Below are 22,176 nucleotides of genomic sequence, written 5' to 3'. Positions count from 1 at the left end.
GCAATCCGTGTCTCGCCGCGATCAGAAGCGCTTGGAGACCTGGAACTGCACGGTGCGCGGCTGGGTGCCGAAACCGAGCAGATCGGCATGGGTACCGCTGGCGGTGCCGGTGCCGCCACCGGTCAGCGGGCCATCGACGCCGCCATTGATGTACTGCTTGTTGGTCAGGTTCTTGCCGACGAGCGCGACCTGCCAGTTGTCGTCCTCGGCGCCCAGGCGCACGCCGGCGTCGAGCACGGCGTAGGACGGGTTGCGCGAGAACGATTCACCGAAGCCCGACACCAGGTACGACGAGCTGTAACGCACGTCGGCGCTGATCCCGGCCTTGAGGCCCGAGGCGACCGGCGTATCGTAAGTCAGGCCGAACGCACCGGTCCAGTGCGGGGCCATGCCCAACGTCGCACCATTGAGGTTCTGGCGGGTGAAGCCGCCGGCAATGGCGCTGAACTGGGTGTTGCAGCCTTCCGCGATGGTCTGGCCGGCATAGCACGGAGCAAGCGGGAAGTTGGTGTAGACCGCCTTGTTGTAGTTCACGTTGCCGTGAACGTTCAGACCGGCGACAGCACGCGGCGCGAATTCGAATTCCGCCTCGACACCCTTGGTCCGCGCATCGGCGGTCAGGGTCTGGAACGCGATACGCGACGAGTCGAAGAAGTCGATCTGCAGGTCCTTGTACTTATAGGAGTACAGACCCAGGTTCAGGCGCAGCTGGTTGTCGAGCAGCGTGGACTTGACGCCGCCTTCCCAACCCGCAGTGGTTTCCGGATTGAAGACGAGATCCTTCGAGGGATCGCCCAGCACCGAAGCAATACCGCCGTTCGAGAAGCCGCCCGACTTGTAGCCGGTCTTGTACGACGCATAGAACATGACGTCGCGCATCGGCTTGTAGGTCAGCGAGAAGTCAGGCGACCAGTTGTCGAAGCGCTGGTGCGCCGAGTAGACCACACCCTGCGGCCAGACGCCGGCGAAAGCGGCGCTGACGTAAGGCTGCGTGAACTCGCTGTCCTTCTTTTCGTGCGTGTAACGCACGCCGGCATCGAATTCGAGGCCCGGCAGGAACTTCCACGTGACCTGGCCGAAAGCCGAGATCGTCTCGCCCTTGGTGAACGAGGTCTTGGTGCCGTCCTGGTACTGGTTCGGGCCAGCCGAAGGCACGTTCGAGGCGCTGTAGCTGACGTACTGCGCGAAATCGCGGCGCGTCTTCTGGTACAGCACGCCGACCATCAGGTTCACCGGGCTGTCATAGTGCGTCAGCGCGCGCACTTCGTTCGAGAACGCCTTCCAGCTCGAATTTTCGGTCGCCCAGACCGAGTTGGGGCTGGAACCGAATTCGCAGGCGCACAGCCACTGGTTGTTGTTCCAGTTGAAGTTGGTGACGTTGGTCAGCGTCACGTCGCCCATATCGTAGTTGAAGGTGTTGGTCACCGCCGCCGACTTGTAGCGGTTGTAGAGCTTGCCGTCCTGGGCATAGGGGAAGTTCTTGGCTTCCTCGGCCGGCATGTTGTTCTGGTGCGTGACGAAGTTGAAGCCGCACTCATAACCTGCCAGCGACGTCTTGCCCGTGGGGCAGAAGTAGTTGACGTAGTTATAGCTGGAGTTGTTCGCCTTGTTATAGTCGAACGAAGCCTTCAGCGTGTCGGTGATCTGCGAGGTCGGTTCCCACTTCAGCGTGACGCGGCCCAGGAACTCGCGGTTGCCCGGCTGGTCGCTGGTGGTGGGGTGCGAGACGAACGGCAGGTTCGCGAGCTGGTAATCGCGCGAGACGTTGTCGTAGTAACCGCCCCAGGCCTTGGTGCCGCGCAGCGCAACGCGCACGCCGAGCGTCGGCGACAGCGGACCCGAAGCGATGCCTTCGACCTGAGCCTGCTGGCCCTTGAACTCGTAGCTCGCCTTGGTGCGGAATTCCCAGTCTGCCGTCGGATCGGCAGTCTTGATCGAGATCACGCCCGCGGTCGCGTTCTTGCCGAAGAACAGAACCTGCGGACCCTTGAGCACTTCCACGCCGGCGAGGTCGAAGAAGCCTTCTTCAAGCACGCGGCCCTGGCCGTAGTAGACGCCATCGACAACCGTCGCGACCGACTGCTCGATGCCGATCGAGGTCGACGACGAACCGATGCCGCGCAGGGTGACCTGCGCCGACGAACCGTTCGAGGCGTGACCGACGGTCAGGCTCGGCGTGGCCGCAGCGATCTTCTCGATGCTGGTCATGTCGCGCTGTTCGATCGTCTTGGCCGAAATGGCGGTGACGGCGACCGGAACGGACTGCGCGCTTTCGACGCGCTTGCGCGCAGTGACGGTGATTTCGGTAAGACCGGTGTTCTCGGTCTCCGCAGTGGCCTGCGGCTGCGCTTCCTGCGCAAACGAAACGTGGCCGCCGCCCAGCATGCACGATGCCAGCAGCAGACCCTTAAGGGCGCCCTTCATACTTTCCTCCCTGATGAAGTTCTTCGAGCGCGCCTAGCGCTTCGTTCTGTTGCATTCCCCCTGCGACTTCAAACAGACTAACCATTTGAACAGGTGAGAGGGCCTGGTCGCCGGGGCACCCCACGCGCCGTAGAGAGGAACCCCATTTGACCACTAACCGCTTCTGGCAGCTCGACCACCATCCCAAAGGCAACGATTTCGCCGGCGCGCTCAGCTTGCGCGAGGAGGAATTGCCACCGTTGGCCGATGGCGAGGTGCGCGTGCGCACCAACTGGCTCTCGATGGATGCGGGCACGCGGATGTGGATGAGCCCGCGCACCGATGGCTACCAGCCGCCCCTGCCGCTCGGCAGCAAGATGGTCGGACTCGTTCTCGGCCGCGTCAGCGAAAGCCGGGATCCGGCCTATCCGGTCGGCGCCCTGGTGCGCGGCTTTGGCCAGTGGGCGGAATACGCGACCATGGTGCCCGCGCTGGCCGGGCTGGAAGTGGTGGACGACAGCATCGCCGACCCGCGCCAGCACTTCGGCGCGCTCGGCATGAATGCCTGGACAGCCTACGTCGGCGTGAAGGAAGTGGCGGCGGTGAAGCCGGGCGAGTGGCTGGTGGTCTCGGCCGCAGCCGGCGCCACGGGCAGCCTCGCCTGTCAGGTCGGCAAGAACCTGGGCGCGAAAGTCATCGGCATTGCCGGCGGCCCGGCCAAGTGCAAGTTCCTCACCGAGGAACTCGGGGTCGACATCGCGCTCGATTACAAGGCCGACGACATCGAGGCCCGGCTGGGCGAGATCGAAGGCGGCGTGAACGCCTATTTCGACAATGTCGGCGGCCCGCTGCTCGATGCGATCCTGCCCAACATGGCGCATTACGGCCGCGTCGCGGTGTGCGGCATGGTCGCCGCCTATGACAACGACGCCCCCCTGCCCGGCCCGGCGCGTTTCGACCAGGTGCTGATGCGCCGCCTGCGCATCGAAGGCTTCTTCATTCCGGACTTCCTCCACCGCGGCGCCGAATTCCTGCCGGTGCTGCGCCAGTGGCACGACGAAGGCCGCCTCGCCGTGCCCCTCGACGAGACGCAGGGGCTGGAGAACGTGCTTGTCGCCTATGATCGGATGCTGACCGGCAAGGCGATCGGCAAGGTCATCGTTCGCGTCGCCGAATAAGGATCACACCATGCCGATCATCCGCCACCGCGCCCCGCTCCAGTGCCTTGTTGCCGTGCGCGGCCACCCGTTTGACCGCACCGCGTTCGACGCCGTGTTCCAGGGGATGGAAGGCATAGCCGCAACGATGGTCGACCAGCCCGCTGCGGCCCGGCTGATGAATCCGGAAGGGATGCGCGGCTTCGACGTGCTGGTGCTCTACGATATGCCCGGTCTCGATTTCGAGGCACCCGAAGGCGCGCCGCACTACCGCGAGCCTGACCCGGAGCTGAAGGCCGGCTTCCGCGCGCTGCTGGAACAGGGCACGGGCGTGGTCGCACTGCACCACGCGCTCGCAGGCTGGCCAACGTGGGGTGAATATCACGACTGGCTGGGTGGACAGTTCCTCTACCACCCCGGCACCGTGCGCGGAGCGCCGGCGCTCGACAGCGGCTATTGCCACGACGTGACGCACGAGGTTTCGGTGGTGGCGGACCATCCGGTCACGGCCGGCCTGCCCGAGCGCTTCACCCTGACCGACGAGCTTTATCTCGCGCCGGTGTTCGAGAACGAGGTGACTCCGCTGCTGCGCTCGAACGCCGCATTTGACCGCGAGCATTTCTGGTCGGCCGACCTGGCCGTGCAGGGCCGAATGCATTGCCGCGACGGGTGGGACCACCCCCGGGGCAGCAATCTGGTGGGGTGGACGAAGCAGGTCGAACGCAGCCGGCTGGTCTATCTCCAGCCGGGTGATGGGCCTTCCACCTATGACAACCCGCACTACCGCCGGCTGGTGGAGAACGCGATCCGCTGGGTGGCGGACTGACGCGGCCGGAAAAACGGCACAGAAAAAGAGGCTGCCGCTGGGCAGCCCCTTTTTTTTCTCAACGCGATCAGACCGCGGTCATGCCGCCATCGACCACCAGCTCGGCGCCCGTGATGTACTTGGATTCGTCCGAGGCGAGGAACAGGTTGACGTTGGCGATGTCGTCCGGCTCTCCCATGAAGCCCATCGGCACCGCGTTCAGCACGGCGTCGTAGTTGGCGGCATTGTCTTCCTGCGCCACGCCCTGGATGTTGGTCAGGATCATGCCGGGGTGGACCGAGTTGACGCGAATGCCTTCGCGCGCGGTTTCGATCGCCACGGTCTTCGAGAACAGGCGCAGACCGCCCTTGGCCGCCGCATAGGCGCTGCACGCCGGCACGCCGACCAGACCCGCGGTGGACGAAATGTTGATGATCGAACCCTTCGTGCCGGTCTTGCGCATCAGTTGGACCGCGCGCTTGGTGCCGTAGAACACGCTGTCGAGATTGACGCTGTTCTGCAGCTTCCAGTCGGCCGTGGTCATCTCGCCGATCAGGCGCAGCACCGCGATGCCGGCATTGTTCACGATCACGTCGAGCCGGCCATCCTCGGCCTCGATCGCGGCGAACACGGCATCCCATTCGGCTTCGCTGGTGACATCATGGCCGAGCGCGCGCGCCTGTCCACCAGCCGCGCGGATTTCGGCGGCGCGCTGCTCGGCGCCCGCGGCATCGCGGTCCGTGATCCAGACTTTCGCGCCTTCCTCGGCAAAGCGCGTGGCGGTCGCGCTGCCAAGGCCGGGAACCGATGCGCCTCCGGTGACCAGAGCGATTTTGCCCGCAAGACGTCCCATGTGCTTTCTCCAAAAAAGAAGGGGGCCGGGCACAAGGCCCCGCCCCCCTGAGGGTGGATGAGAGTTTACTTCATCAGAACTTGACGCCCACCGTGGCGCCGTAGGTCCGCGGCTCGAGAGCCATGCCGAACGACCACAGACCGGCCACGGTAAACGCGTGGGTGGTGGTCTTGTTGTTGGCAAGATTGCGGCCGAACACGCGAACGTAGGCTTCGGCGCCGCTGGCGAGGTTGAAATTGACCGTCAGGCTCGCGTCCACCAGATCCTGCGTGGTCGTGCGGACGCGCGGATCGTTGCCGTTGACGATCACGCCCGTCACGGTGCTGCCGGCGAGGACCGGGGTCAGCGACGCTTCCGACAGCTGTTCGTCATACGGGCTGATGTGGCGCCAGCCGGCCGTCGCGGTAACCTTGCCGAAGCTGGTCGGGACCGAATATTCGGCGCCCAGCGATCCGGTGAATTCCGGCGCGTAGATCAGGTTGTTGCCCGAGTAGTCGAAGTCCACCAGGCCCGCGCCCGGATAGACGCCCTGGGTCACGAAGTTGCGGAAGTGCGACTTCATGTAGGCGGCCGACATCGTGATCTTGAACTCGGGCGTCACGCGAATGGTGCCGTCCATTTCGATGCCCTTGATGAGGGCGCCGCCCGGCACGTTGCTGGTGACGGTCTGGTTGCCGGTCGGACCGCCAGGCACCGTGCGATTCTGCTGCATATTCTTGTAGTCGGAGACGTAGCCGGCGAGGTTGACCTCCAGCTTGCGGTCGAACGCCGCGAACTTGGCGCCGATTTCGTAGGCATCGACGGTTTCGGGCTGGAACGGCGTGCTCGCGGTCGCTGCCGTCGCCGCGCGCGGGCTGAAGCCGCCCGAGCGATAGCCGCGCGACCACGAGGCATAGACCATCATGTCGCTGTTCGGGCGGTAATCGATGCCAACCTTCGGCGTGAACTTGCTGAAGCTGGCGTCGCCGGATCCCACCGGCCCACTGACGAGGAACTGGTTGGTCAGCTGCTTGTTGTCGTGGCTCCAGCGTCCGCCGAACGAGAGGCGAACCTTGTCCACGATCGACCAGTTGAAGTCGCCGAAGAAGGCATAGCTTTCGGTCCGGCCCTCGACGTGCTGCGCGTCGGCGTCATAGACGCCGGTCGGCCGGATCACGGTCGATGCAGCGAAGGCATTGCCGAACACGCGGGTGTACTGGGTCAGGTCGTAGTTCGACTTGAAGTAATAGCCGCCGACCACGTAGTCGAAGCCATCCATCAGCTTGCCTGCGGCGCGCAGTTCCTGGCTGAACTGCGTGTAGTGCTGGCGGCGATCGACGTAATAGAGGTCGGACGACGAACCGTCGAAGTCCTGGGTCTGGGTTTCCTTCGAGTGACGCCAGCCGGTGATCGAGCTGAGCTTCACCGCATCGAGGTCGAGGTTCATTTCCAGCGTGCCGTTGGGCGCGTTGTAGCGGCTATTCGCCGCCGAACCGAAGGTGGTGTACAGATCGCTGCTGGTGTTGCGGTTGCACTCGATCGCCGGTTCGGCGCCGCAGAATGCCTCACCCGTCTTGACGATGTTGCTCACCACCGGGTCGAAGTCCTGAACCACGTTTTCGATGGAGAACTGCGCGTCGAAGCCGCTACCTGCGGGCTTGAACAGCATGCTCGCGCCGTAGCTGTCGCCCTTGCTCCAGCCCGCGGAAACGTTGCGGGTGGCATTGTGGTAGAAGCCGTCGGTCTGGTTGTGGAAGTACCACGCCTTCACGCCCCAGGTTTCGCCATCGCCATAGTTCGCGATGCCCTTGGCCGCCCACGTGTTCCAGCGACCATAGGTAAACTCGGCCTTCATGCCGGGTTCCATGGTGGGCTTGCTGCGGGTGATGTTGATGACGCCGCCGATGGTGTTCGCGCCAAACAGCGTGCCCTGCGGGCCGCGCAGCACTTCGATCTGCGCAATGTCGAACGCGTCCTGAAGCTGGCCGGTGTTGGTGCCGATGGTCACGCCATCGACGACCACGCCCACGGTCGGCGTCTGCGACTTTTCGATGTCGGCATAGGTCAGGCCGCGGATCGAGATGTTGGCGGCCTGCGCGCCCGAGTTCTGCTGCGTGATGAGCAGGCCCGGTGCGGCGCCCTGAAGGTCACCGATATTCACGGCGGCCCTGTTCTCCAGCATCGCGGTGCTGACGGCGGTGATCGCGACCGGCGTGCTCTGCAGCGTTTCGCTGCGGCGACGGGCGGTGACGAGGATCGCGCCGTTATCCTCGACGGCGGCGCTGCTAGCGCTGTCAGCCTGAGGCGACTGCTGCTCGTCCGCAGCAAAAGCCGGGACCGAGAGCGCAAAGATCGAAGTGGTTGCGAGCGCAGCTGCTGCTGCCCCGCGTGCAAACGCGTTTCTCATGAACATCCTCCCATGACGGGTAGCGCGTCGTTTTTGGCGTCTACCCGCACACACATCCTGACACGTCGCCTTTGGGAACCAACTGCGACTTGTTACAGGTGCCTCCATCCGAGCTTGCGGCACATTCCGCGCCTGAATTGGGAGAGTTTTCGATGACCGTTAATCGCCGCTTCCTGCTGGTGCGCCGTCCGCACGGCACGCCCCTCCCCGAAGATTTCCGCTTGGTGGAAGAAGCCATCCCGGAAGCGCCGGAAGGCGGCTTCGTGGTTCGCAACTGCTACGCTTCGCTTGATCCGGCGCAGCGAGGCTGGATGGACGATGCGCCCAGCTATATGCCGCCGATCGCGCTGAACGATCCCATCCGTGCCAGCACCGTGGGCGTCGTCCATTCGTCGAAAACCCCCGACTTCCAGGTGGGTGACTGGGTGCTCGGCCTGAACGGACTGGAGGACTATTCGGTCAACCACGCCGGCGGCTTCACCATGAAGATCGACGTTTCGGCAGTCGACTCGCCGTCGAAATTCCTCTCGGCGATGGGCGCTGTGGGCCTGACCGCCTATTTCGGCCTGACCGATGTGGCCAAGCCGCAGCCCGGCGAAACGCTGCTCGTTTCGGGCGCGGCCGGCGCGGTCGGCTCCGCCGTGGGCCAGATCGGCAAGATCATGGGCGCGCGCGTAATCGGCATCGCCGGCGGCGCGGCCAAGTGCCAGCGCCTGCTGGACGACTACGGCTTCGATGTCGCCATCGACTACAAGGGCAAGTCGGTCGAGCAACTCGCCGCCGAGATCCGCGCCGCCGCGCCGAACGGGGCCGACGTGGTGTTCGAGAACGTGGGCGGCGACGTGATGGACGCCGAACTGCTCAATCTCGCCAAGAAAGCGCGCATCGTACTGTGCGGCCTGATCAGCGAATACAATTCGCCGCAGAAGGTGGGCGTCCGCAACTTGTGGCAGGTGCTGGCGCAGCAAGCCACGATCCACGGCTACCTCATCATGGACTATGCGCCCCGCTTCGCCGAAGGCGGCGCAGTGATGGCAGAGTGGATGGCTGAAGGCCGCCTGCGCATCGACGAGGACGTTCAGGACGGCCTCGAAAACGCCTACCCTGCCTTCATGCGCCTGTTCTCGGGCGCGAATACCGGCAAGCTCGTGCTGAAGATCGCCGATGGCCTCTGACGCTCAGGCGGGCCGCCTTTCCGGCCGTCGCGCCATCGTCACCGGTGCCGGATCGGGCATCGGCGCGGCCACGGCAGAGCGACTTGTCGCCGATGGCGCGCAAGTGCTCACCGTCGATCTGTCTGGCGAGGTCGATCTTCATGCCGACGTGACCGAGCCGGGCATCAATGCCCGGCTGGTGGCGCAGGCGGTGGAACGCATGGGCGGGCTGGACACGGTGATTCCCTGCGCGGGGATCAGTGCCTTTCACCCGCTCGAAGGCCATGACGACGCCTATTTCGACCGGGTGTTGCAGGTCAACCTGGTGGCCGTGTTCCGGCTGGTGCGCGATGCAGCGCCGCACCTCAAAGCTGCTGGCAACGGCCGGATCGTAACCATCGGCTCGACCACCTCGACTTATGGTGACGAGGGGCTGTGCGCCTATTCCGCATCGAAGCACGCGGTGCTGGGCCTGACCAAGTCGGCGGCGGCCGAACTGGGTCCGTTCGGCGTCACCGTCAACTGCGTGCAGCCCGGCGCCATCGACACGCCCATGACCGCGCCGGCTTTCGCGCAAATGCCGGAATACCGCACGTTCTGGGAAGGCAAGGCGCCGCTGCGCCGGCTGGGGCAGCCGCAGGACATCGCCGATGTCATCGCCTTCCTCTGCAGCGACGATGCGCGCTTCATGTCCGGCCACGGCCTGTGGGTCGATGGCGGCGCGATGGTCCGTCACTGAGCGCCATGACGACCGAGACGCACCTTCTGCTGTTCCGCCCCGCCGGGCAGGACGACGTCGCGTTCGAGCAGGCGCTGATCGCGGCGCTTCCGCAGGGTGCCGCGCTTGCTCTTGCCCTGCCCGAAAGCGCCCTGCCCGCGCTGGCCCATGTCGCGGCGCGCGATCCGGAAGTGCCGGACGCGCTGGTGCGCCTGCCGGACGGTGCAGATGCAACTGCTCTGGTGGCGCTGTCCGATCCGACGCGGGGCACCGCGTTTGCCGGCGCGCGCCACGCGGTGCTGCCGGGCGGTGACGCCATCCGCCTGTTCTTCGGCCTGCGCCGGTTGCCCGCCCTGAGCCGCGCGGCCTTTCACGATTACTGGCTGAACCGTCATGCGGAGATCGGCCGCCGCCTGATCCCGCCCTACACCTATCACCAGCTCCACGCCGACGATGCGGAAACGCTGGAACTTGCTGCGGCATCCGGACTTGCCGCGTCCACCTATGACGGCATCGTGGAAGTCCACTTCCCCGATGTGGACGCCTTCGTCCACCAGCTTTCCCGGACCGACGTGGCCGAGGAAGCCCTGGAGGACGAGAAGAACTTCATCGACCACTCCCGCTCGCGCTTCTGGGCTTTCCGCGAAGTGGCATGAAACGACGAAAGGGCCGCCGCCGGTATCCCGGCAGCGGCCCTTGGTTCGATCGCACCGAAGGCGCGAGCCTTATTCCTTCATCACCGGCTTCGGTGTCTGGCCGGTCTCGTCGAGGTAATAGGCCACCCACTTGTGGAAGAACTGGTTGCCCGGTTCGTTCCGTCCGAAGGTCTGGTGCGTCATGGCGCCGGATTCGAGGCCGTTCTGCACCTTGAGGCCGAGGAAATAGTCTTCCTCCTCCACCACGTCGAAGAAGAAGTCGCACATCTTGTCGAGCGTCTCCAGACCTTCCGGGGTCTCGGGACGGGTCGGGAAGATGTAGTTCATCACGGTGGTGTTCTGGTTCGCCTTGGGCCCGGGGAACAGCTGCGCGAGCTGGCCCATTTCCGGCGCGAGGAAGAACGAGAAGTTGGGGAACATCATCCGGATGAAGTCGTAGCCGTTGTTTTCCTGCTTGCCCCACTCGTCGCGCGGCAGGTCCTTCAGCCGGACGATCGAGTTCTGCGGGAAGCCCAGCCGGATGTGCGGGCCGAAGCCTTCGTAGGTGGCGCGGTTGGACGGCGAACGGGTCGCCACCGTGTTGGTATGCGCGGCCTGGAAGTGGTAGCCTTCCAGATAGCCGTCATAGGCCACTTTCCAGTTGGCGCCCTTCATCGGCTTGCTCTTGTGGTAGTACCACGTCTCGAGCTTCAGCGCGGCGAAGTCCTCGTACATGCCGCCCATCCATTCGACCGCGTCGATCGGCAGGCCGGGGGTCAGGATCACGAAGATCAGGCCGGCGGCTTCATCGCAGGGCAGTTCGGTCATGTGCAGCGTGGACCGGTCCACGTCGCCGAACGTGCTGGCTTCGGCGATGCCGATGAGCTTGCCGTCGTTGGCGTAGGTCCAGCCGTGGTACTGGCAGGCGAAGCGTGCGCAGTTGCCCTTGCCTTCGGGCGCCAGATGCATGGCGCGGTGCTTGCACACGTTGAGGAACGCGCGCGCCTTGCCGTCCTTGCCGCGGGTGATGAGGACGGGCATCCCCATCACGTCCATCGCCTTGTAGTCGTTGACCTGCGGCAGTTCGATGGTCAGCGCCAGCATCAACGGCAGACGCTTGAAGATACGGTCGATCTCCTTCTGCCAGCGCCCTTCGTCGAGATAGTCCGCCACCGGCACGCGCAGGACGTCGCTTGCCTGGTCGGTCGTCTTGGTTTCGACGAAGTGCAGCATCCGCTCGGCCGCATCGCCGTACTTTTCATAGATTCCGGTCATGGGATCGCCCTCACTTGCTCAGATAATGGTCGAGCGTCTGGTGGAAATGGCGCAGGCGAACTTCCTGGTAGTCAGCGAGTTCGATGGCCTGGTTCTTGGACACCTTCAGACCTTCATGAGTCAGTTCCATGTTGGTCATGTCCTGATCGACCACCGCGCCCAGCACGCCCAGTTCCGGCGCGTCGGACCAGTTCTCGTCCGCGGCCAGCAGGTGCATCGGAACGCCATGCGGGCGCGGCTGGCCTTCCGGCACGCGCGCGATCACGCGCACTTCCATCAGGCAGTGGTCCTGATCCGGCCACGGGCGCCAGCGATAGACGATGTTCGGCATGAACCCGCCCCACGGCGCGAAGTTCGGGAACACGTTGTAGACAAGCGCGTCGAGCAGCTCGCTTTCGGACACGCCCGAATAATCACCGCCGAACTGCTTGGACGAAACATCGCGCATCGTCTCACCCAGCGCCGAGCGCGCGGTCTTCCCGGCGGGAACGGTGATGGCGTAGTTGTCCTTGTCCGCGTCGTAGTTGTCGGCGCTGCGGCCGTTGTACTTGCGGAACTCGTCGATGATGCGCTGCTGCGGCCAGTGCTCGGCCTCCGCCTGCGCTTCGATATGCGGGCTGATCACGCCGAAGGGCGTGTAGTTCACGTTCACGTGCTCACCCAGCACATGGTAGGCGGCGTTGGCGTCGCCCGTGAACGGCATCAGCTGCGGGTGCGTGACATAGGCGTGGTAGCTCTCCATGAACGCTTCCATGGTGATCTTCCAGTTGGCGTTCACCACCTTGCCGACCCACGCCACGGTGACGCATTCCTCATGCTTCCAGCGCTTGAAGAATTCCGGCAGCGGAGCGAGGAATTCCTCGATCGTCGGCCCTTCGGCGTTGTCGCGCACGAAGATGTAGCCGCCCCAGCGGGCCACGGTCGCTTCGGGAAGCTGCATCTTCTCGTCGCTCAGGTGGCCAAAGTCCCAGCGGCAGGGAATGTTGCGCAAGCTGCCGTCGGTGTTCCAGGAAAAACCGTGGAACGGGCAAAGGAACTGGTCGGCGCTGCCGCTGTCGGTCTTGAGCTTGCGGCCACGATGGAGACAGACGTTGTGGAACGCCTTCACCTCGCCATCGTCCTGGCGGACGATCAGGAACGAGCGGCCCGCGTTGTCGTAGGTGACGTAGTCGCCGGCCTCGGGAAGGTCCTCCTCACGCGCGGCGAACTGCCACACGTTGGGCCACATCTTCTCGACTTCGGCCTTGAAGAATTCGGGGCTGTAATAGCGGGCCGCATCGATCGGGTCGGACCCCAGGTAGGCGTAGCGGTCCTCGGCCATGAACGCCGGAGGCGCGACGTCGTCCGCCTTGAGGATGTCCTCCCAGTTCGTTCCAGGGCAGCGCGGGGTGGAAAACCCGCCGGGATCGCGATCGGCCATGTATTCTTCCTCTCCATCTTCGGAATGGATCGGAATGTCTCACGAAGGCCGGGATCGTCGTTTGACCGAGGTCAAGAAACGGGCGGCTTCCCCCTCTGATTTTGGTTAGGAACTGGTATTTTTGCGGGTCGGAAAGCCACTGCTTCCGCCGTGCGGCAGCCAATTACCGGCACATCTGCCGGTAATGGCGCTCCGAGTCTCAGGCCGGCAGATTCGCGGCTGCGCCAGCGCGCCAGACAGGCTTCACCTGGTCGTCGTCATAGATTTCCATGATCTCGAAAACATTGCCGAAGAAATCGCGGCAATAGGTCGCGGCATAGCCGGTCTTGCTGCCATCGGGCAGGACCGAGATCCCCTCCATCGCCGGCGGCGTATGGACGCGGATGCCGGCTTCGAGCAGCCGTTCGTAGCAGGCGAGGATGTCCTCAACCTGCACCGCGAAGTGGGTATAACCGAAGGTGTTGACGCCCTGGTCCGCATTCTGCGGCGCGGACCGTGGTTCAAGGTATTCGAACACCTCGATATGGGCATTGCCCAGCCGGCACATGAACTGGCGTGCCGCACTGCCCTGCAAGCCAACGACCGAATCGATGAACGGGTTGCCCCGCCATTCCATCGGTTCGCCCAGCTCCACCCCGCCCAGCAGGTCGAGGTAGAAGGTGCGTGCCTTGTCGATGTCGGGGACGGAGACCCCGATGTGGTGGATTCCCCGTGCCCCGATGCTCATCTGTCAGCCGCCTTTTAGAACTGGACGCGCTTTGTGAAGCCACCGTCGATCACCACGTTGGTGCCGGTGGTGTAGGACGAAGCCGGGCTGGCGAGGAACACGATGGTCCGCGCCACTTCTTCCGGACCGCCCCAGCGGCCAAGCGCGAACTGCGCCTGCGTGGCGTCGTGGAGTTCGGGCACAGCCGTCTCGATCACTTCCCAGTTGCCGCCGGTGAACTTGATCGGGCCGGGCGACACGGTGTTCACGCGGATGCCCTTGGGGCCCAGCGCCTGCGACAGCTGGCCGGCATAGACGATCAGCGCGCCCTTCAGCGCGTTGTAGCCCTGCGGCACGATGAAGGTTTCGAGACCCGCGGTCGAAGCGGTGATGACGATCGAACCCTGGCCCGACGCCGACAGCGCCGCGTCCAGTTCCTCGGCACCGATCACGGCGCCCATGATGTCGAAGTCGAGCGTCTTGTGCCAGTCGCCCGTGGCGCCAGCGCCCGAGGTCGAGATCATCGGCACGAACACGTCGCAGCCGCCCAGCTTGGCAGCAGCGTCCTTGAGCCATGCGCGATAGGCATCGGGACCGGCTTCCATGTCGAAGGCCGAGCCATAGACCTTGCCGCCGAACTTCTCGAGCGCGGCAACGGTTTCGGCGACCTGCTCAGGATTACGCGAGCAAAACGCGATGTCCGCGCCTTCGGCGGCGAACAGTTCGACGGTCGCGCGGCCAATGCCGCGGCTACCGCCCGTGAGAATGACTTTCTTACCCTTGAGGCCCAGATCCATGTCGCACTCCTCGATCCCGCAGATTGCCGGTTGCCGCCCTCCATGCCCCGCGCGCCCGAGGGCGGGCACTACCTTTTTGAACAGGAATTGCCGCGCGCGGGCCGTGATAGCTCCTGCCAGCAAACGCGATGGGAGAGCAACAATGAAGCGTCTCGAAGGCAAGAAGGCGATCGTTCTGGGCGCCAGCAGCGACGGCAACATGGGCCAGGTGATCGCCCGCCGCTTCCTGGATGAAGGCGCCGAAGTGCTGGTTTCCGGCCGCAAGGCCGACGTGCTGGAAAAGTTCGCCAGGGAAAATGGCTGCCACTGGGCGGTCTGCGACCTGACCGATGAAGCCAGCGTCAACGCGCTGGCCGATACCGCGGTCGCCAAGATGGGCGGCATCGACATCGCTCTCAACGCCACCGGCTGGGGCCTGCTCAAGGGCTTCCTGGACGTGACGCGCGAGGAGCTTGATGCGATGGCCGCGCTCCAGCTGGTCGGCCCGCACCAGTTCTTCCAGGCGATGGTGCGCAAGATGGCGAAGTCGCTGGGCGGCCGTGGCGGCTCGATCCTGACGATCAGCTCGGCCACCGCGCAGATCATGCTGAACGATCATGCCATCTACATGGGCACCAAGGCGGGCACCGACCACATCATCCGCTGCGTCGCGCATGAATTCGGCCACGAGGGCATCCGCGCCAATTCGATCTCGCCCGGCCTGACCGACACGCCGATGACCTCCGATGCCGGACAGGTCCCCGGCCTGTTCGAGGCGTTCCGCGCCGGCTACCCGCTGGGCCGCTGGGGCACGTCGGAAGACATCGCCGCCGCAGCCGTGTTCCTCGCCAGCGACGAATGCTTCATGACCGGCGAGAACCTCCAGGTGAACGGCGGCCTCACCCTGCGCCGCAACCCCACGCGCGAGGAAATCAACGCGTCGGTGGCCAAGGCCACCGGAGCCGCCTGATGACCGGGATCCCCGCTATCGTCTCGCCGTCCGAAATCGCGCAGTGGGACCGTGAAACCGACATCGTCGTGATCGGCCAGGGCGTCGCCGGCACTTGCGCCGCGCTGGAGGCGCACCGTGCAGGGGCCGACGTGCTGATCATCGAACGCGCCTCGGGCGGCGGCGGGGCCAGCGCCATGTCCTCGGGCATCTTCTACCTCGGCGGCGGCACTGCCGTGCAGCAGGCCGCCGGCTATGACGACCCGCCCGAGGAACTGGCGAAGTTCCTTCTCGCCAGCTGCGACCCGCTCGATCCCAACGCCGCGATCGCATTCGCCAACGACTGCAAGGACCACTTCGACTGGCTCGAAGCGCAGGGCGTGCCGTTCGAGCGCACCTACTTCGGCGGCAAGGCCGTGTGGCTCGACGACACCACCTGCCTGATGTGGACCGGCAACGAAAAGGCCTGGCCTTATCGCGAGGCGGCGCGCCCCGCGCCGCGTGGCCACAAGGTTGCGGGCGTGGGCGAGAATGCCGGCGCCGCCGGCATGAAGCCCCTGCTCGAACGCTGCGAGGCGGAAGGCATCGCCGCGATCTACGACAGCGCCGTAGTCGCGCTGGTGCAGGATGCGGACGGCCGCGTCGTCGGCGTGAAGGTGAAGCAGTCGGGCGGGGAACTGTTCGTGCGGGCACGGCGCGGCGTGATCGTCGCCTGTGGCAGCCACAACATGTGCGAACCGCTGATCAAGCAGCATATCCCGCTGCTGAGCGAAACCAGCGAACCGCTGGGCATTCCCAGCAACGACGGCGCGGGCGTGCGGCTTGGGCTTTCGGCGGGCGCGCACGCGGTGGCGATGGACGGGGTGATCCCCACCGCATCGATCTACCCGCCGGGCCAGCTCATCAAGGGCATCGTGGTCAACCGCAACGGCGAACGATTCGTGTCCGAAGACGTGTACCACGGCCGGCTCGGCAACTTCGTGATGGAGCAGCCCGGCCAGACCGCCTACCTGATCGTCGACAGCGAGATCTTCGCCTATCCCGAGAACCCGTTTGCCAAGCACACACTGGTCGATGGCTGGGAAACGGTGGAGGAAATGGAAGCCGGCCTGGGCCTGCCCGCCGGCTCGCTGGTGCAGACGATGCGCACCTACAACGAGGGCGCACACGAAGGCGTCGACCGGCGCTTCCACAAGCATCTCGACTGGATCAAGCCGCTCGACAAGGGGCCTTACGCCGCTTTCGACATCAGCTTCGACAAGTCGCACTACCTGTTCATCACGCTCGGCGGCATCAAGACCGACGCCGAAGGCCGTGCGCTCGACCTGCATTCGAACACGATTCCCGGCCTTTACGTGGTGGGCGCCAGCGCCGCGCATATCCCGCGCAACGGCAAGTCCTATGCCAGCGGGCTGAGCCTCGGGCCGGGCAGCTACTTCGGCCGCCGCGCCGGTCGCCACGCGGCGGGGGCGAACTGGACCTCCTGATCGCGGGCAGTATCTGAACGAAAAAGGGGGCGGGCACCGGAAAGGCGCCCGCCCCCTTTTTGCTTGCGCCTAGCCCGCCTCAGCCGGCCAGCTTCGCCTTGACGTCGGCGCGCAACTGATCCTTGCGCACCTTGCCGCTCGCCGTGCGCGGGAAGTCCTCGACGAATTCGAAGCGTTCGGGAATCTTCTGCTTGGCCAGCCCGCTCGCGCCGACGTGCGCCGCCAGCGCGGCCGCATCGGCCTCGCCCTCGGCGATGATATAGGCGCAGACACCCTCGCCCAGCCGGTCGTGCGGCATGGCGACGACGCTGGCTTCCTTCACCGCCGGATGGGTGTGGAGCACGTCCTCGATTTCCTTGGCGGAAATGTTCTCGCCGCCGCGGATGATCAGGTCCTTCTTGCGCCCGGTGATGGTGATCGCACCGTTGGCGGAAAGCACGCCAAGATCCCCGGTGCGGAAATAGCCGTCGCTGGTGATAGCCTCCGCGGTCTGCTGCGCATCGGCATAGCCCATCATCATGCCCGGCCCGCGCGCCAGGATTTCGCCCTCGCTACCTGCGGGAACGTCGTTGTCGTCGTTGTCGACAATGCGCACCTCGTAGTCGACCACCTCGCCATCGGTCGTCGCGGCCAGCACTTCGTCCTGCGGCCAGCCGAACGTGACGAGCGGCACTTCCGACGCGCCGAACACGCGGAAGGCCTTGCAGTTGTCGAACGCCGCATTGGCGGCCGGGATCAGGTCGTTGGGCACCGCCGCGCCGCCGCAGGCGAAGAAGCGGAAGCTGGGAATGCCGGTGCCGGCGGCACGGGCCGTCGCGGCCAGTTCGACCAGGAACGGCGTGGCGGCCACCGTGCCGACAAGCTGGTGCTGCTCGATCAGGCGCAGCGCGTCCTGGGCGTTCCACGCCTCCATCAGCACCGAGCGCACGCCGCAGATCAGCGGCACTTCAAGACCGTTGGCATAACCCGAGACGTGCGTGACCGGCGAAGGCATCAGCGTCGCCTCACCGGCCTTCAGGCCCCAGTGCACGCCGCTTTTCTCGACAATGCGCTGCAAGGTGACGTGGCTGTGCAGCACGCCCTTGGGCCGGCCGGTGGTGCCCGAGGTGTAGAGCACCATCTTCACGCCGAGCGGTTCGACGCGGGGACGCTCGAACGGCAGGTTGCGCCCTTCGGCCACCAGCGCGGCATAGTCATCCGGGCCTTCGCCGCGCACCGTGAACACATGCGCCAGATCGGGCAGCGACTGCTGGCAGCGCCGCGCCATCTCGGCATAGTCCAGCTTGCGGAACACCTGCGGGACGAAGATCGCGCGCGCCCGGCAATCGCCCAGCATCAGCGTGATTTCGGCATCGCGGTAGATCGGCACGATCGGATTGACCACGAAGCCGGAAAGCGCCGCCGCCAGGTTGATCGCCGCCGCCTCGCGCCAGTTGGGCACCTGGAAGGCGATCACGTCGCCCTGTTCCAGCCCGCGCGCGCGCAGCGCGGCCGACAGCGCGGTCGCTTCAGCCAGCAGCGAGGCATAGGTATATTCGCCCTCGCCATCGACCATGCAGACGAAATCGGGCGTGGCGGCCGCGCGTTCGATCGCGTGATCGGCGATCGTGCGGCGGTCCCAGGCATCGCTCTGGGCGAAAGCCTGCTGGTGCGGGGCGGGAATTGCGAGCCACTCCCAAGGGGGCGTTATCTTGTCATTCATGACGCTGCTTCTCCCAAGGGAGAACGCCTTCGCTCAATTGGCGAAAAGGGGAGGCACCTGCCAAGTGTCACAGCTTGGCCGCGCGCGCGCGGAAGGGCATTGTCCCCTCTTGGCCCGACCCAGCGGGCCGTGAAAATCCCCGGGAGAGATACCGATCATGGATCGCATCGAGCGTATTGGCGACGTCGCTGCCATCATGCGCGACTACGTCGAGAACAAGCAGACCTTCCTCACCGAGAAGACCATGCGGGTTCCCTCGGAGAGCTACACCGACCCCGACCAGTGGAAGGCGGAGATGGAGCTCATCTTCAAGCGCGTTCCGCTGATGCTCGCCTTCACCGCCGAATTGCCGAATCCCGGCGATTACAAGGCGATGGACGCGGTCGGGATGCCGGTGCTGATCAACCGCGACAAGGCGGGAACGGTTCGCGCCTTCCTCAACGTCTGCTCGCACCGCGCCGCACCCGTTGCCAGCGAAGGCCACGGCAACTGCCCGCGCTTCACCTGCAAGTACCATGGCTGGACCTACGGCCAGGACGGCAAGCTGATCGGCGTGTCCGAGGCGAGCAAGTTCGGCGAAGTGTGCAAGCCCGAGCTTGGCCTGCGCGAACTGCCCTGCCAGGAAAAGGCGGGGATGATCTTCGTCGTCCTCACCCCGAACGCCCCGATCGACGTCGACAAGTTCTATCGCGGCTTCCTCGAGGACTTCGAGGCGCTGAACTTCGACAAGTGGACCTACATGGGCAGCCGCGTGATCGAAGGCGCGAACTGGAAGGTCGCCTATGACGGCTACCTCGAAGGCTATCACTTCGCCTCGCTGCACCCGCAGACGATCTTCCCGCGCACGCCTTCGAACTGCATGCACTACGAGGGCTTCGGCCCGCACCAGCGCATCGGCTTCCCCCACCACAAGATCGCGGACGCCCTGAAGGACGTGCCGCGCGAGGAGTGGGGCACGCAGGAGAACAACGGGTTCGACTTCGTGCGGATCATGTTCCCCAACGTGTCGGTCTTCGTCGCGCCGGAAATCACGCAGGTGGCGCAGCTGTTCCCCGGGCCGACGCCGGGCGAGAACCGCACCGTGCTCAACTACCTGCGCCGCGAACCGATCCGCGACGAGGACGACCGCGCGAACGTGGAAGCGGCAATGAACTTCTTCCGCGACGTGACCTACACCGAGGATTACGTCATCGGTCTCGAGATCCAGAAGGGCCTCGAGAGCGGCGCGCACGACGAACTCGTGTTCGGCCGCAACGAACGCGGCAACCAGTTCTTCCACGAATGGCTGAACTGGTACCTGCAGGACGATCCGGACCTTCCCGAACCGGAAATGTGATCGGCACGTGGCCATGAACCCGATAGCGCTCGCCTCGGGCGTCGTGCCCGAGTTCGGACCCGTCGAAACCATCGAAGCCGCCGCCGCCGGCGGCTTCGACATGGTCGGCCTGTGGGTCGATCCTGCCGAATGGACCGCTGCGCACACGCTTGCTGCGCGCGGTGCATTGGCCGCCAGCGGGTTGCCGCTGATCGATGTCGAGGTCGTCTGGCTCAAGCCCGACAGCCTTGACGACGACCACCGCAAGGTGATCGACGTGGGCGCGGAACTCGGCGCGGCAAACGTGCTGTGCGTCTCGTCGGATCCCGATCATGCCCGCACCGCGGCACGCCTTGCCATGCTGTGCGAGCACGCGGCGCCGGCCAACATCCGCGTTGCGCTGGAGTTCGGCATCTTCACCGAGGTGAAGAATGCCAGCCAGGCGCTCTCCATTCTGGACCAGGTGGCGCACCCTGCGCGGGCCTTGCTGGTCGATCCGATCCACGTCGACCGTTCGGGCACCTCGCTGGCCGAGATCGCCGCGATCGACCCGGCGCTGCTGCCCTATGCACAGTTCTGCGATGCGCTGGCCACGCGCCCTGACCCGGCGGACTTCGCCGCGGTGATCGAAGACGCGGTGGACCTGCGCCAGCAGTGCGGCGAAGGCGCGCTGCCGCTGGCCGCACTCCATGCCGCCCTGCCCCCCGGCATCCCGCTTTCGATCGAACTGCGCAGCCGCGCGCTGCGCGAGGCGTTCCCCCACCCTGCCCTGCGCGCCGCCGAAGTCGCCAAGGCGACGCGGCGCTGGCTGGAGACGCTGGCATGACCGTCACCGTGCTGACCCTGCTCAAGCGCCGCGATGGCATGAGCAAGGCCGATTTCATCGCCTATTACGAAGCCAACCACCGCCTGATCGGCGAGAAGGTGCTGGGCGGATGGGCCACGCGCTACGAGCGCCGCCACCTGCACCCGATGGACGGCGCCAGCGTGGACCATGACTACGACGTGGCGCTGGAAATCGACTTTCCCGACCAGCAGACCTGCGACGCCTGCTTCGCCGCAATGGCCGATCCCGAGATCATGCGCGAGATCGTAGAGGACGAGGAGCGCCTGTTCGACCGCAGCCGGATGCGCAGCTATCTGATCGAAAGCCGCGTCTCCGCGCTCCCCGCGCTCCGCTGACCCAGGCAGCGTTGCAGGCCCATTTGCCTGCCGGCAGTCTGCAAACATCGCACCTCAAACAACAAGGCCCCGTGCATCGCTGCACGGGGCCTTGCCGTTTCGCTCGGATGCCGCAGGCCTCAGGCCATGTGCAGCACACGGTATTCGCGGCGGGTGAACAGCCAGCGACCATCCACCTTTTCCAGCACGTCGTCATAGCGGCCGCGCACGCGCAGGGTCTTGCCGCTTTCCGGATCGTCGAAGATCTCGGACGTGTAGCTCACCGCCTTCGCGGTGGTGCCATCGACCTCGATCGAACCCGGCGTGGCGACATAGACCATCGGCTTCTTGCCACCGTCCAGACCATAGACGTCCATAGACGCCACCCATCCGGCGACGATGGCTTCCTTGCCGGAAAAGCCTTCGAGGTCGGGGAATTCGGGCAGCGCCCAGAAGGCGTCGTCCGCCCAGGTGCTGGCCCACAGGACAGCATCCTTGGTCATGACGCCGTGGGCATAAGTCTCCATCGTCTCGCGGATCAGAATGCGATCCTCGAGCGGTCCGGTATAAGGCATCGTGTGGTCCTTCTTACCAGGCGTGCGGTTCGCCGTTCCACTTGAGGAAATCACCCGAGGTTTCGAGCGTCCAGTCAGCAGCGACCTTGCGGATGCCGGCAGCGCTTTCGGCCGGGGTGATGTCCGCGCCTTCGCCGCCCATGTCGGTCTGCACCCAGCCCGGATGGACGAGGCCGATGACGATGCCGCGATCCTTCACGTCGATCGCAATCGAGCGCATCATGCGGTTGAGCGCTGCCTTGGCGGCGGCGTAGGCATAGAACCCGCCGTAGGGCCAGGTCGACGCGGCCAGCTGGCTGGTGATGTTGATGACCTTGGAGCCTGCGCCCAGGCGCGGCATGAACGCCTGCATCACGCGCAGCGGTCCCTGCACCATGATCCCGAAGGCTTCGTCCCACGCCTTCCAGTCGGCGGTCTCAAGTTCCTTGTCCGATGCCGGGCCGGTCACGCCCGCAACGTTGTAGAGCACGTCGATCGGATCGCTGCCGGTCGTTGCCGCGCCGGCCTTGACCGAGGCGTCATCCGCCACGTCCATGGTGTGGACGGTCAGCTTGCCACCCGAGGCGGCGGCGAGTTCGTCCAGCTTGTCGGTCGACTTGCGCACGAGGGCGAGAACGCGGTCCCCTGCCTCGACGTGCTGGCGGGCGATTTCCAGACCGATGCCGCGCGCGGCGCCAGTGATTGCAACAGTTGCCATGA

20 protein-coding genes are annotated in these 22,176 nt (G+C 65.3%); 10 read left to right on the top strand and 10 right to left on the bottom strand.

The genetic code is table 11. The annotated features are described in order from the left end of the window. Positions 1-21 precede the first annotated feature (21 nt). Positions 22-2,424, bottom strand: a complete 2,403-nt coding sequence (locus OLX02_RS08060; protein WP_264421793.1) for a TonB-dependent receptor — start codon at positions 2,422-2,424, stop codon at positions 22-24. Positions 2,425-2,570: 146 nt separating this feature from the next. Between OLX02_RS08060 and OLX02_RS08055 the strand changes: the two genes are divergently transcribed. Next, the gene (locus OLX02_RS08055) at positions 2,571-3,581 is read left to right on the top strand and encodes an NADP-dependent oxidoreductase (protein WP_264421792.1); all 1,011 of its coding nucleotides are present in this window, start codon (positions 2,571-2,573) and stop codon (positions 3,579-3,581) included. Between the two features lie 10 nt (positions 3,582-3,591). Beyond that, a complete protein-coding gene (locus tag OLX02_RS08050) occupies positions 3,592-4,386 on the top strand; it encodes a ThuA domain-containing protein (RefSeq protein WP_264421791.1) in 795 nt (264 codons plus the stop codon). 67 nt (positions 4,387-4,453) lie between these two features. On the opposite strand, the gene OLX02_RS08045 is transcribed toward OLX02_RS08050, so the two are convergent. Both OLX02_RS08045 and OLX02_RS08040 read right to left on the bottom strand, forming a co-directional pair. Beyond that, positions 4,454-5,218 carry an SDR family NAD(P)-dependent oxidoreductase gene (locus OLX02_RS08045; RefSeq protein ID WP_264421789.1) on the bottom strand — a complete coding sequence of 255 codons (765 nt, stop codon included), beginning with the start codon at positions 5,216-5,218 and terminating at the stop codon, positions 4,454-4,456. A gap of 73 nt (positions 5,219-5,291) precedes the next feature. Then, positions 5,292-7,604, bottom strand: coding sequence for a TonB-dependent receptor (locus tag OLX02_RS08040; protein WP_264421787.1), 2,313 nt, complete (start codon positions 7,602-7,604; stop codon positions 5,292-5,294). 152 nt (positions 7,605-7,756) lie between these two features. On the opposite strand from OLX02_RS08040, the gene OLX02_RS08035 reads away from it, so the two are divergent. The 3 genes from OLX02_RS08035 to OLX02_RS08025 are packed head-to-tail and all read left to right on the top strand — an operon-like array spanning position 7,757 to position 10,132. Next, complete coding sequence (locus tag OLX02_RS08035) at positions 7,757-8,779, top strand: NADP-dependent oxidoreductase (RefSeq protein ID WP_264421785.1); 1,023 nt, start codon at positions 7,757-7,759, stop codon at positions 8,777-8,779. Then, a complete protein-coding gene (locus OLX02_RS08030) occupies positions 8,769-9,497 on the top strand; it encodes an SDR family NAD(P)-dependent oxidoreductase (RefSeq protein ID WP_264421783.1) in 729 nt (242 codons plus the stop codon). Before OLX02_RS08035 ends, OLX02_RS08030 begins: the two co-directional genes overlap by 11 nt. Positions 9,498-9,502: 5 nt before the next feature. Continuing rightward, positions 9,503-10,132: an EthD domain-containing protein gene (locus tag OLX02_RS08025; protein ID WP_264421781.1), complete on the top strand. Its 630-nt coding sequence runs from the start codon at positions 9,503-9,505 to the stop codon at positions 10,130-10,132. 69 nt (positions 10,133-10,201) lie between these two features. Here the strand turns inward: OLX02_RS08025 and OLX02_RS08020 are convergent, their stop codons facing one another. From OLX02_RS08020 to OLX02_RS08005, 4 genes are all read right to left on the bottom strand, one after another. Further along, the gene (locus OLX02_RS08020) at positions 10,202-11,386 is read right to left on the bottom strand and encodes an aromatic ring-hydroxylating oxygenase subunit alpha (RefSeq protein WP_264421779.1); all 1,185 of its coding nucleotides are present in this window, start codon (positions 11,384-11,386) and stop codon (positions 10,202-10,204) included. A gap of 10 nt (positions 11,387-11,396) precedes the next feature. Beyond that, positions 11,397-12,806, bottom strand: a complete 1,410-nt coding sequence (locus OLX02_RS08015; protein WP_264421778.1) for an aromatic ring-hydroxylating oxygenase subunit alpha — start codon at positions 12,804-12,806, stop codon at positions 11,397-11,399. Positions 12,807-13,005: 199 nt separating this feature from the next. Continuing rightward, positions 13,006-13,533 carry a VOC family protein gene (locus OLX02_RS08010; protein ID WP_264421776.1) on the bottom strand — a complete coding sequence of 176 codons (528 nt, stop codon included), beginning with the start codon at positions 13,531-13,533 and terminating at the stop codon, positions 13,006-13,008. 14 nt (positions 13,534-13,547) lie between these two features. Continuing rightward, positions 13,548-14,309: an SDR family NAD(P)-dependent oxidoreductase gene (locus tag OLX02_RS08005; protein ID WP_264421774.1), complete on the bottom strand. Its 762-nt coding sequence runs from the start codon at positions 14,307-14,309 to the stop codon at positions 13,548-13,550. A 142-nt stretch (positions 14,310-14,451) separates the two neighbouring features. Here OLX02_RS08005 and OLX02_RS08000 point away from each other — a divergent pair, with 142 nt between their 5' ends. Continuing rightward, a complete protein-coding gene (locus OLX02_RS08000; protein WP_264421773.1) occupies positions 14,452-15,258 on the top strand; it encodes an SDR family oxidoreductase in 807 nt (268 codons plus the stop codon). Further along, complete coding sequence (locus OLX02_RS07995) at positions 15,258-16,724, top strand: FAD-dependent oxidoreductase (protein WP_264421771.1); 1,467 nt, start codon at positions 15,258-15,260, stop codon at positions 16,722-16,724. Before OLX02_RS08000 ends, OLX02_RS07995 begins: the two co-directional genes overlap by 1 nt. Before the next feature lie 79 nt (positions 16,725-16,803). Here the strand turns inward: OLX02_RS07995 and OLX02_RS07990 are convergent, their stop codons facing one another. Then, positions 16,804-18,426, bottom strand: a complete 1,623-nt coding sequence (locus OLX02_RS07990) for an AMP-binding protein (protein ID WP_264421770.1) — start codon at positions 18,424-18,426, stop codon at positions 16,804-16,806. 157 nt (positions 18,427-18,583) lie between these two features. On the opposite strand from OLX02_RS07990, the gene OLX02_RS07985 reads away from it, so the two are divergent. Genes OLX02_RS07985 through OLX02_RS07975 form a run of 3 tightly spaced genes read left to right on the top strand, consistent with a single transcriptional unit; the run spans position 18,584 to position 20,923 of the window. Then, positions 18,584-19,762: an aromatic ring-hydroxylating oxygenase subunit alpha gene (locus OLX02_RS07985; RefSeq protein WP_264421768.1), complete on the top strand. Its 1,179-nt coding sequence runs from the start codon at positions 18,584-18,586 to the stop codon at positions 19,760-19,762. Between the two features lie 13 nt (positions 19,763-19,775). Beyond that, positions 19,776-20,567, top strand: a complete 792-nt coding sequence (locus tag OLX02_RS07980) for a sugar phosphate isomerase/epimerase family protein (RefSeq protein ID WP_264421766.1) — start codon at positions 19,776-19,778, stop codon at positions 20,565-20,567. Beyond that, positions 20,564-20,923 (top strand): EthD domain-containing protein, encoded by a 360-nt coding sequence (locus OLX02_RS07975; protein WP_264421764.1) that lies wholly within the window; start codon positions 20,564-20,566, stop codon positions 20,921-20,923. The genes OLX02_RS07980 and OLX02_RS07975 overlap by 4 nt, the downstream gene beginning before the upstream one ends. A gap of 119 nt (positions 20,924-21,042) precedes the next feature. Here the strand turns inward: OLX02_RS07975 and OLX02_RS07970 are convergent, their stop codons facing one another. Together OLX02_RS07970 and OLX02_RS07965 are read right to left on the bottom strand one after the other, a co-directional pair. Continuing rightward, on the bottom strand, positions 21,043-21,477 hold the full coding sequence (locus tag OLX02_RS07970; protein WP_264421763.1) for a nuclear transport factor 2 family protein: 435 nt from the start codon (positions 21,475-21,477) through the stop codon (positions 21,043-21,045). Between the two features lie 13 nt (positions 21,478-21,490). Further along, positions 21,491-22,174: an SDR family NAD(P)-dependent oxidoreductase gene (locus OLX02_RS07965; protein WP_264421762.1), complete on the bottom strand. Its 684-nt coding sequence runs from the start codon at positions 22,172-22,174 to the stop codon at positions 21,491-21,493. Positions 22,175-22,176 lie beyond the last annotated feature (2 nt).

Source organism: Novosphingobium sp. KCTC 2891 (assembly GCF_025938155.1).
Classification (GTDB): Bacteria; Pseudomonadota; Alphaproteobacteria; order Sphingomonadales; family Sphingomonadaceae; genus Novosphingobium.
This window is presented reverse-complemented; position numbering and strand designations above follow the sequence as displayed.

Bases quoted from the DNA above. Each gene is read 5' to 3' on its own strand.
- OLX02_RS08005 (WP_264421774.1), bottom strand. From the start codon at position 14,309: ATGGATCTGGGCCTCAAGGGTAAGAAAGTCATTCTCACGGGCGGTAGC.
- OLX02_RS07980 (WP_264421766.1), top strand. From the start codon at position 19,776: ATGAACCCGATAGCGCTCGCCTCGGGCGTCGTGCCCGAGTTCGGACCC.
- OLX02_RS07990 (WP_264421770.1), bottom strand. From the start codon at position 18,426: ATGAATGACAAGATAACGCCCCCTTGGGAGTGGCTCGCAATTCCCGCC.
- OLX02_RS08040 (WP_264421787.1), bottom strand. From the start codon at position 7,604: ATGAGAAACGCGTTTGCACGCGGGGCAGCAGCAGCTGCGCTCGCAACC.
- OLX02_RS08030 (WP_264421783.1), top strand. From the start codon at position 8,769: ATGGCCTCTGACGCTCAGGCGGGCCGCCTTTCCGGCCGTCGCGCCATC.
- OLX02_RS08020 (WP_264421779.1), bottom strand. From the start codon at position 11,386: ATGACCGGAATCTATGAAAAGTACGGCGATGCGGCCGAGCGGATGCTG.
- OLX02_RS08045 (WP_264421789.1), bottom strand. From the start codon at position 5,218: ATGGGACGTCTTGCGGGCAAAATCGCTCTGGTCACCGGAGGCGCATCG.
- OLX02_RS07985 (WP_264421768.1), top strand. From the start codon at position 18,584: ATGGATCGCATCGAGCGTATTGGCGACGTCGCTGCCATCATGCGCGAC.
- OLX02_RS08060 (WP_264421793.1), bottom strand. From the start codon at position 2,424: ATGAAGGGCGCCCTTAAGGGTCTGCTGCTGGCATCGTGCATGCTGGGC.
- OLX02_RS08050 (WP_264421791.1), top strand. From the start codon at position 3,592: ATGCCGATCATCCGCCACCGCGCCCCGCTCCAGTGCCTTGTTGCCGTG.
- OLX02_RS08015 (WP_264421778.1), bottom strand. From the start codon at position 12,806: ATGGCCGATCGCGATCCCGGCGGGTTTTCCACCCCGCGCTGCCCTGGA.
- OLX02_RS08035 (WP_264421785.1), top strand. From the start codon at position 7,757: ATGACCGTTAATCGCCGCTTCCTGCTGGTGCGCCGTCCGCACGGCACG.
- OLX02_RS07970 (WP_264421763.1), bottom strand. From the start codon at position 21,477: ATGCCTTATACCGGACCGCTCGAGGATCGCATTCTGATCCGCGAGACG.
- OLX02_RS08000 (WP_264421773.1), top strand. From the start codon at position 14,452: ATGAAGCGTCTCGAAGGCAAGAAGGCGATCGTTCTGGGCGCCAGCAGC.
- OLX02_RS07975 (WP_264421764.1), top strand. From the start codon at position 20,564: ATGACCGTCACCGTGCTGACCCTGCTCAAGCGCCGCGATGGCATGAGC.
- OLX02_RS08025 (WP_264421781.1), top strand. From the start codon at position 9,503: ATGACGACCGAGACGCACCTTCTGCTGTTCCGCCCCGCCGGGCAGGAC.
- OLX02_RS07965 (WP_264421762.1), bottom strand. From the start codon at position 22,174: ATGGCAACTGTTGCAATCACTGGCGCCGCGCGCGGCATCGGTCTGGAA.
- OLX02_RS08010 (WP_264421776.1), bottom strand. From the start codon at position 13,533: ATGAGCATCGGGGCACGGGGAATCCACCACATCGGGGTCTCCGTCCCC.
- OLX02_RS07995 (WP_264421771.1), top strand. From the start codon at position 15,258: ATGACCGGGATCCCCGCTATCGTCTCGCCGTCCGAAATCGCGCAGTGG.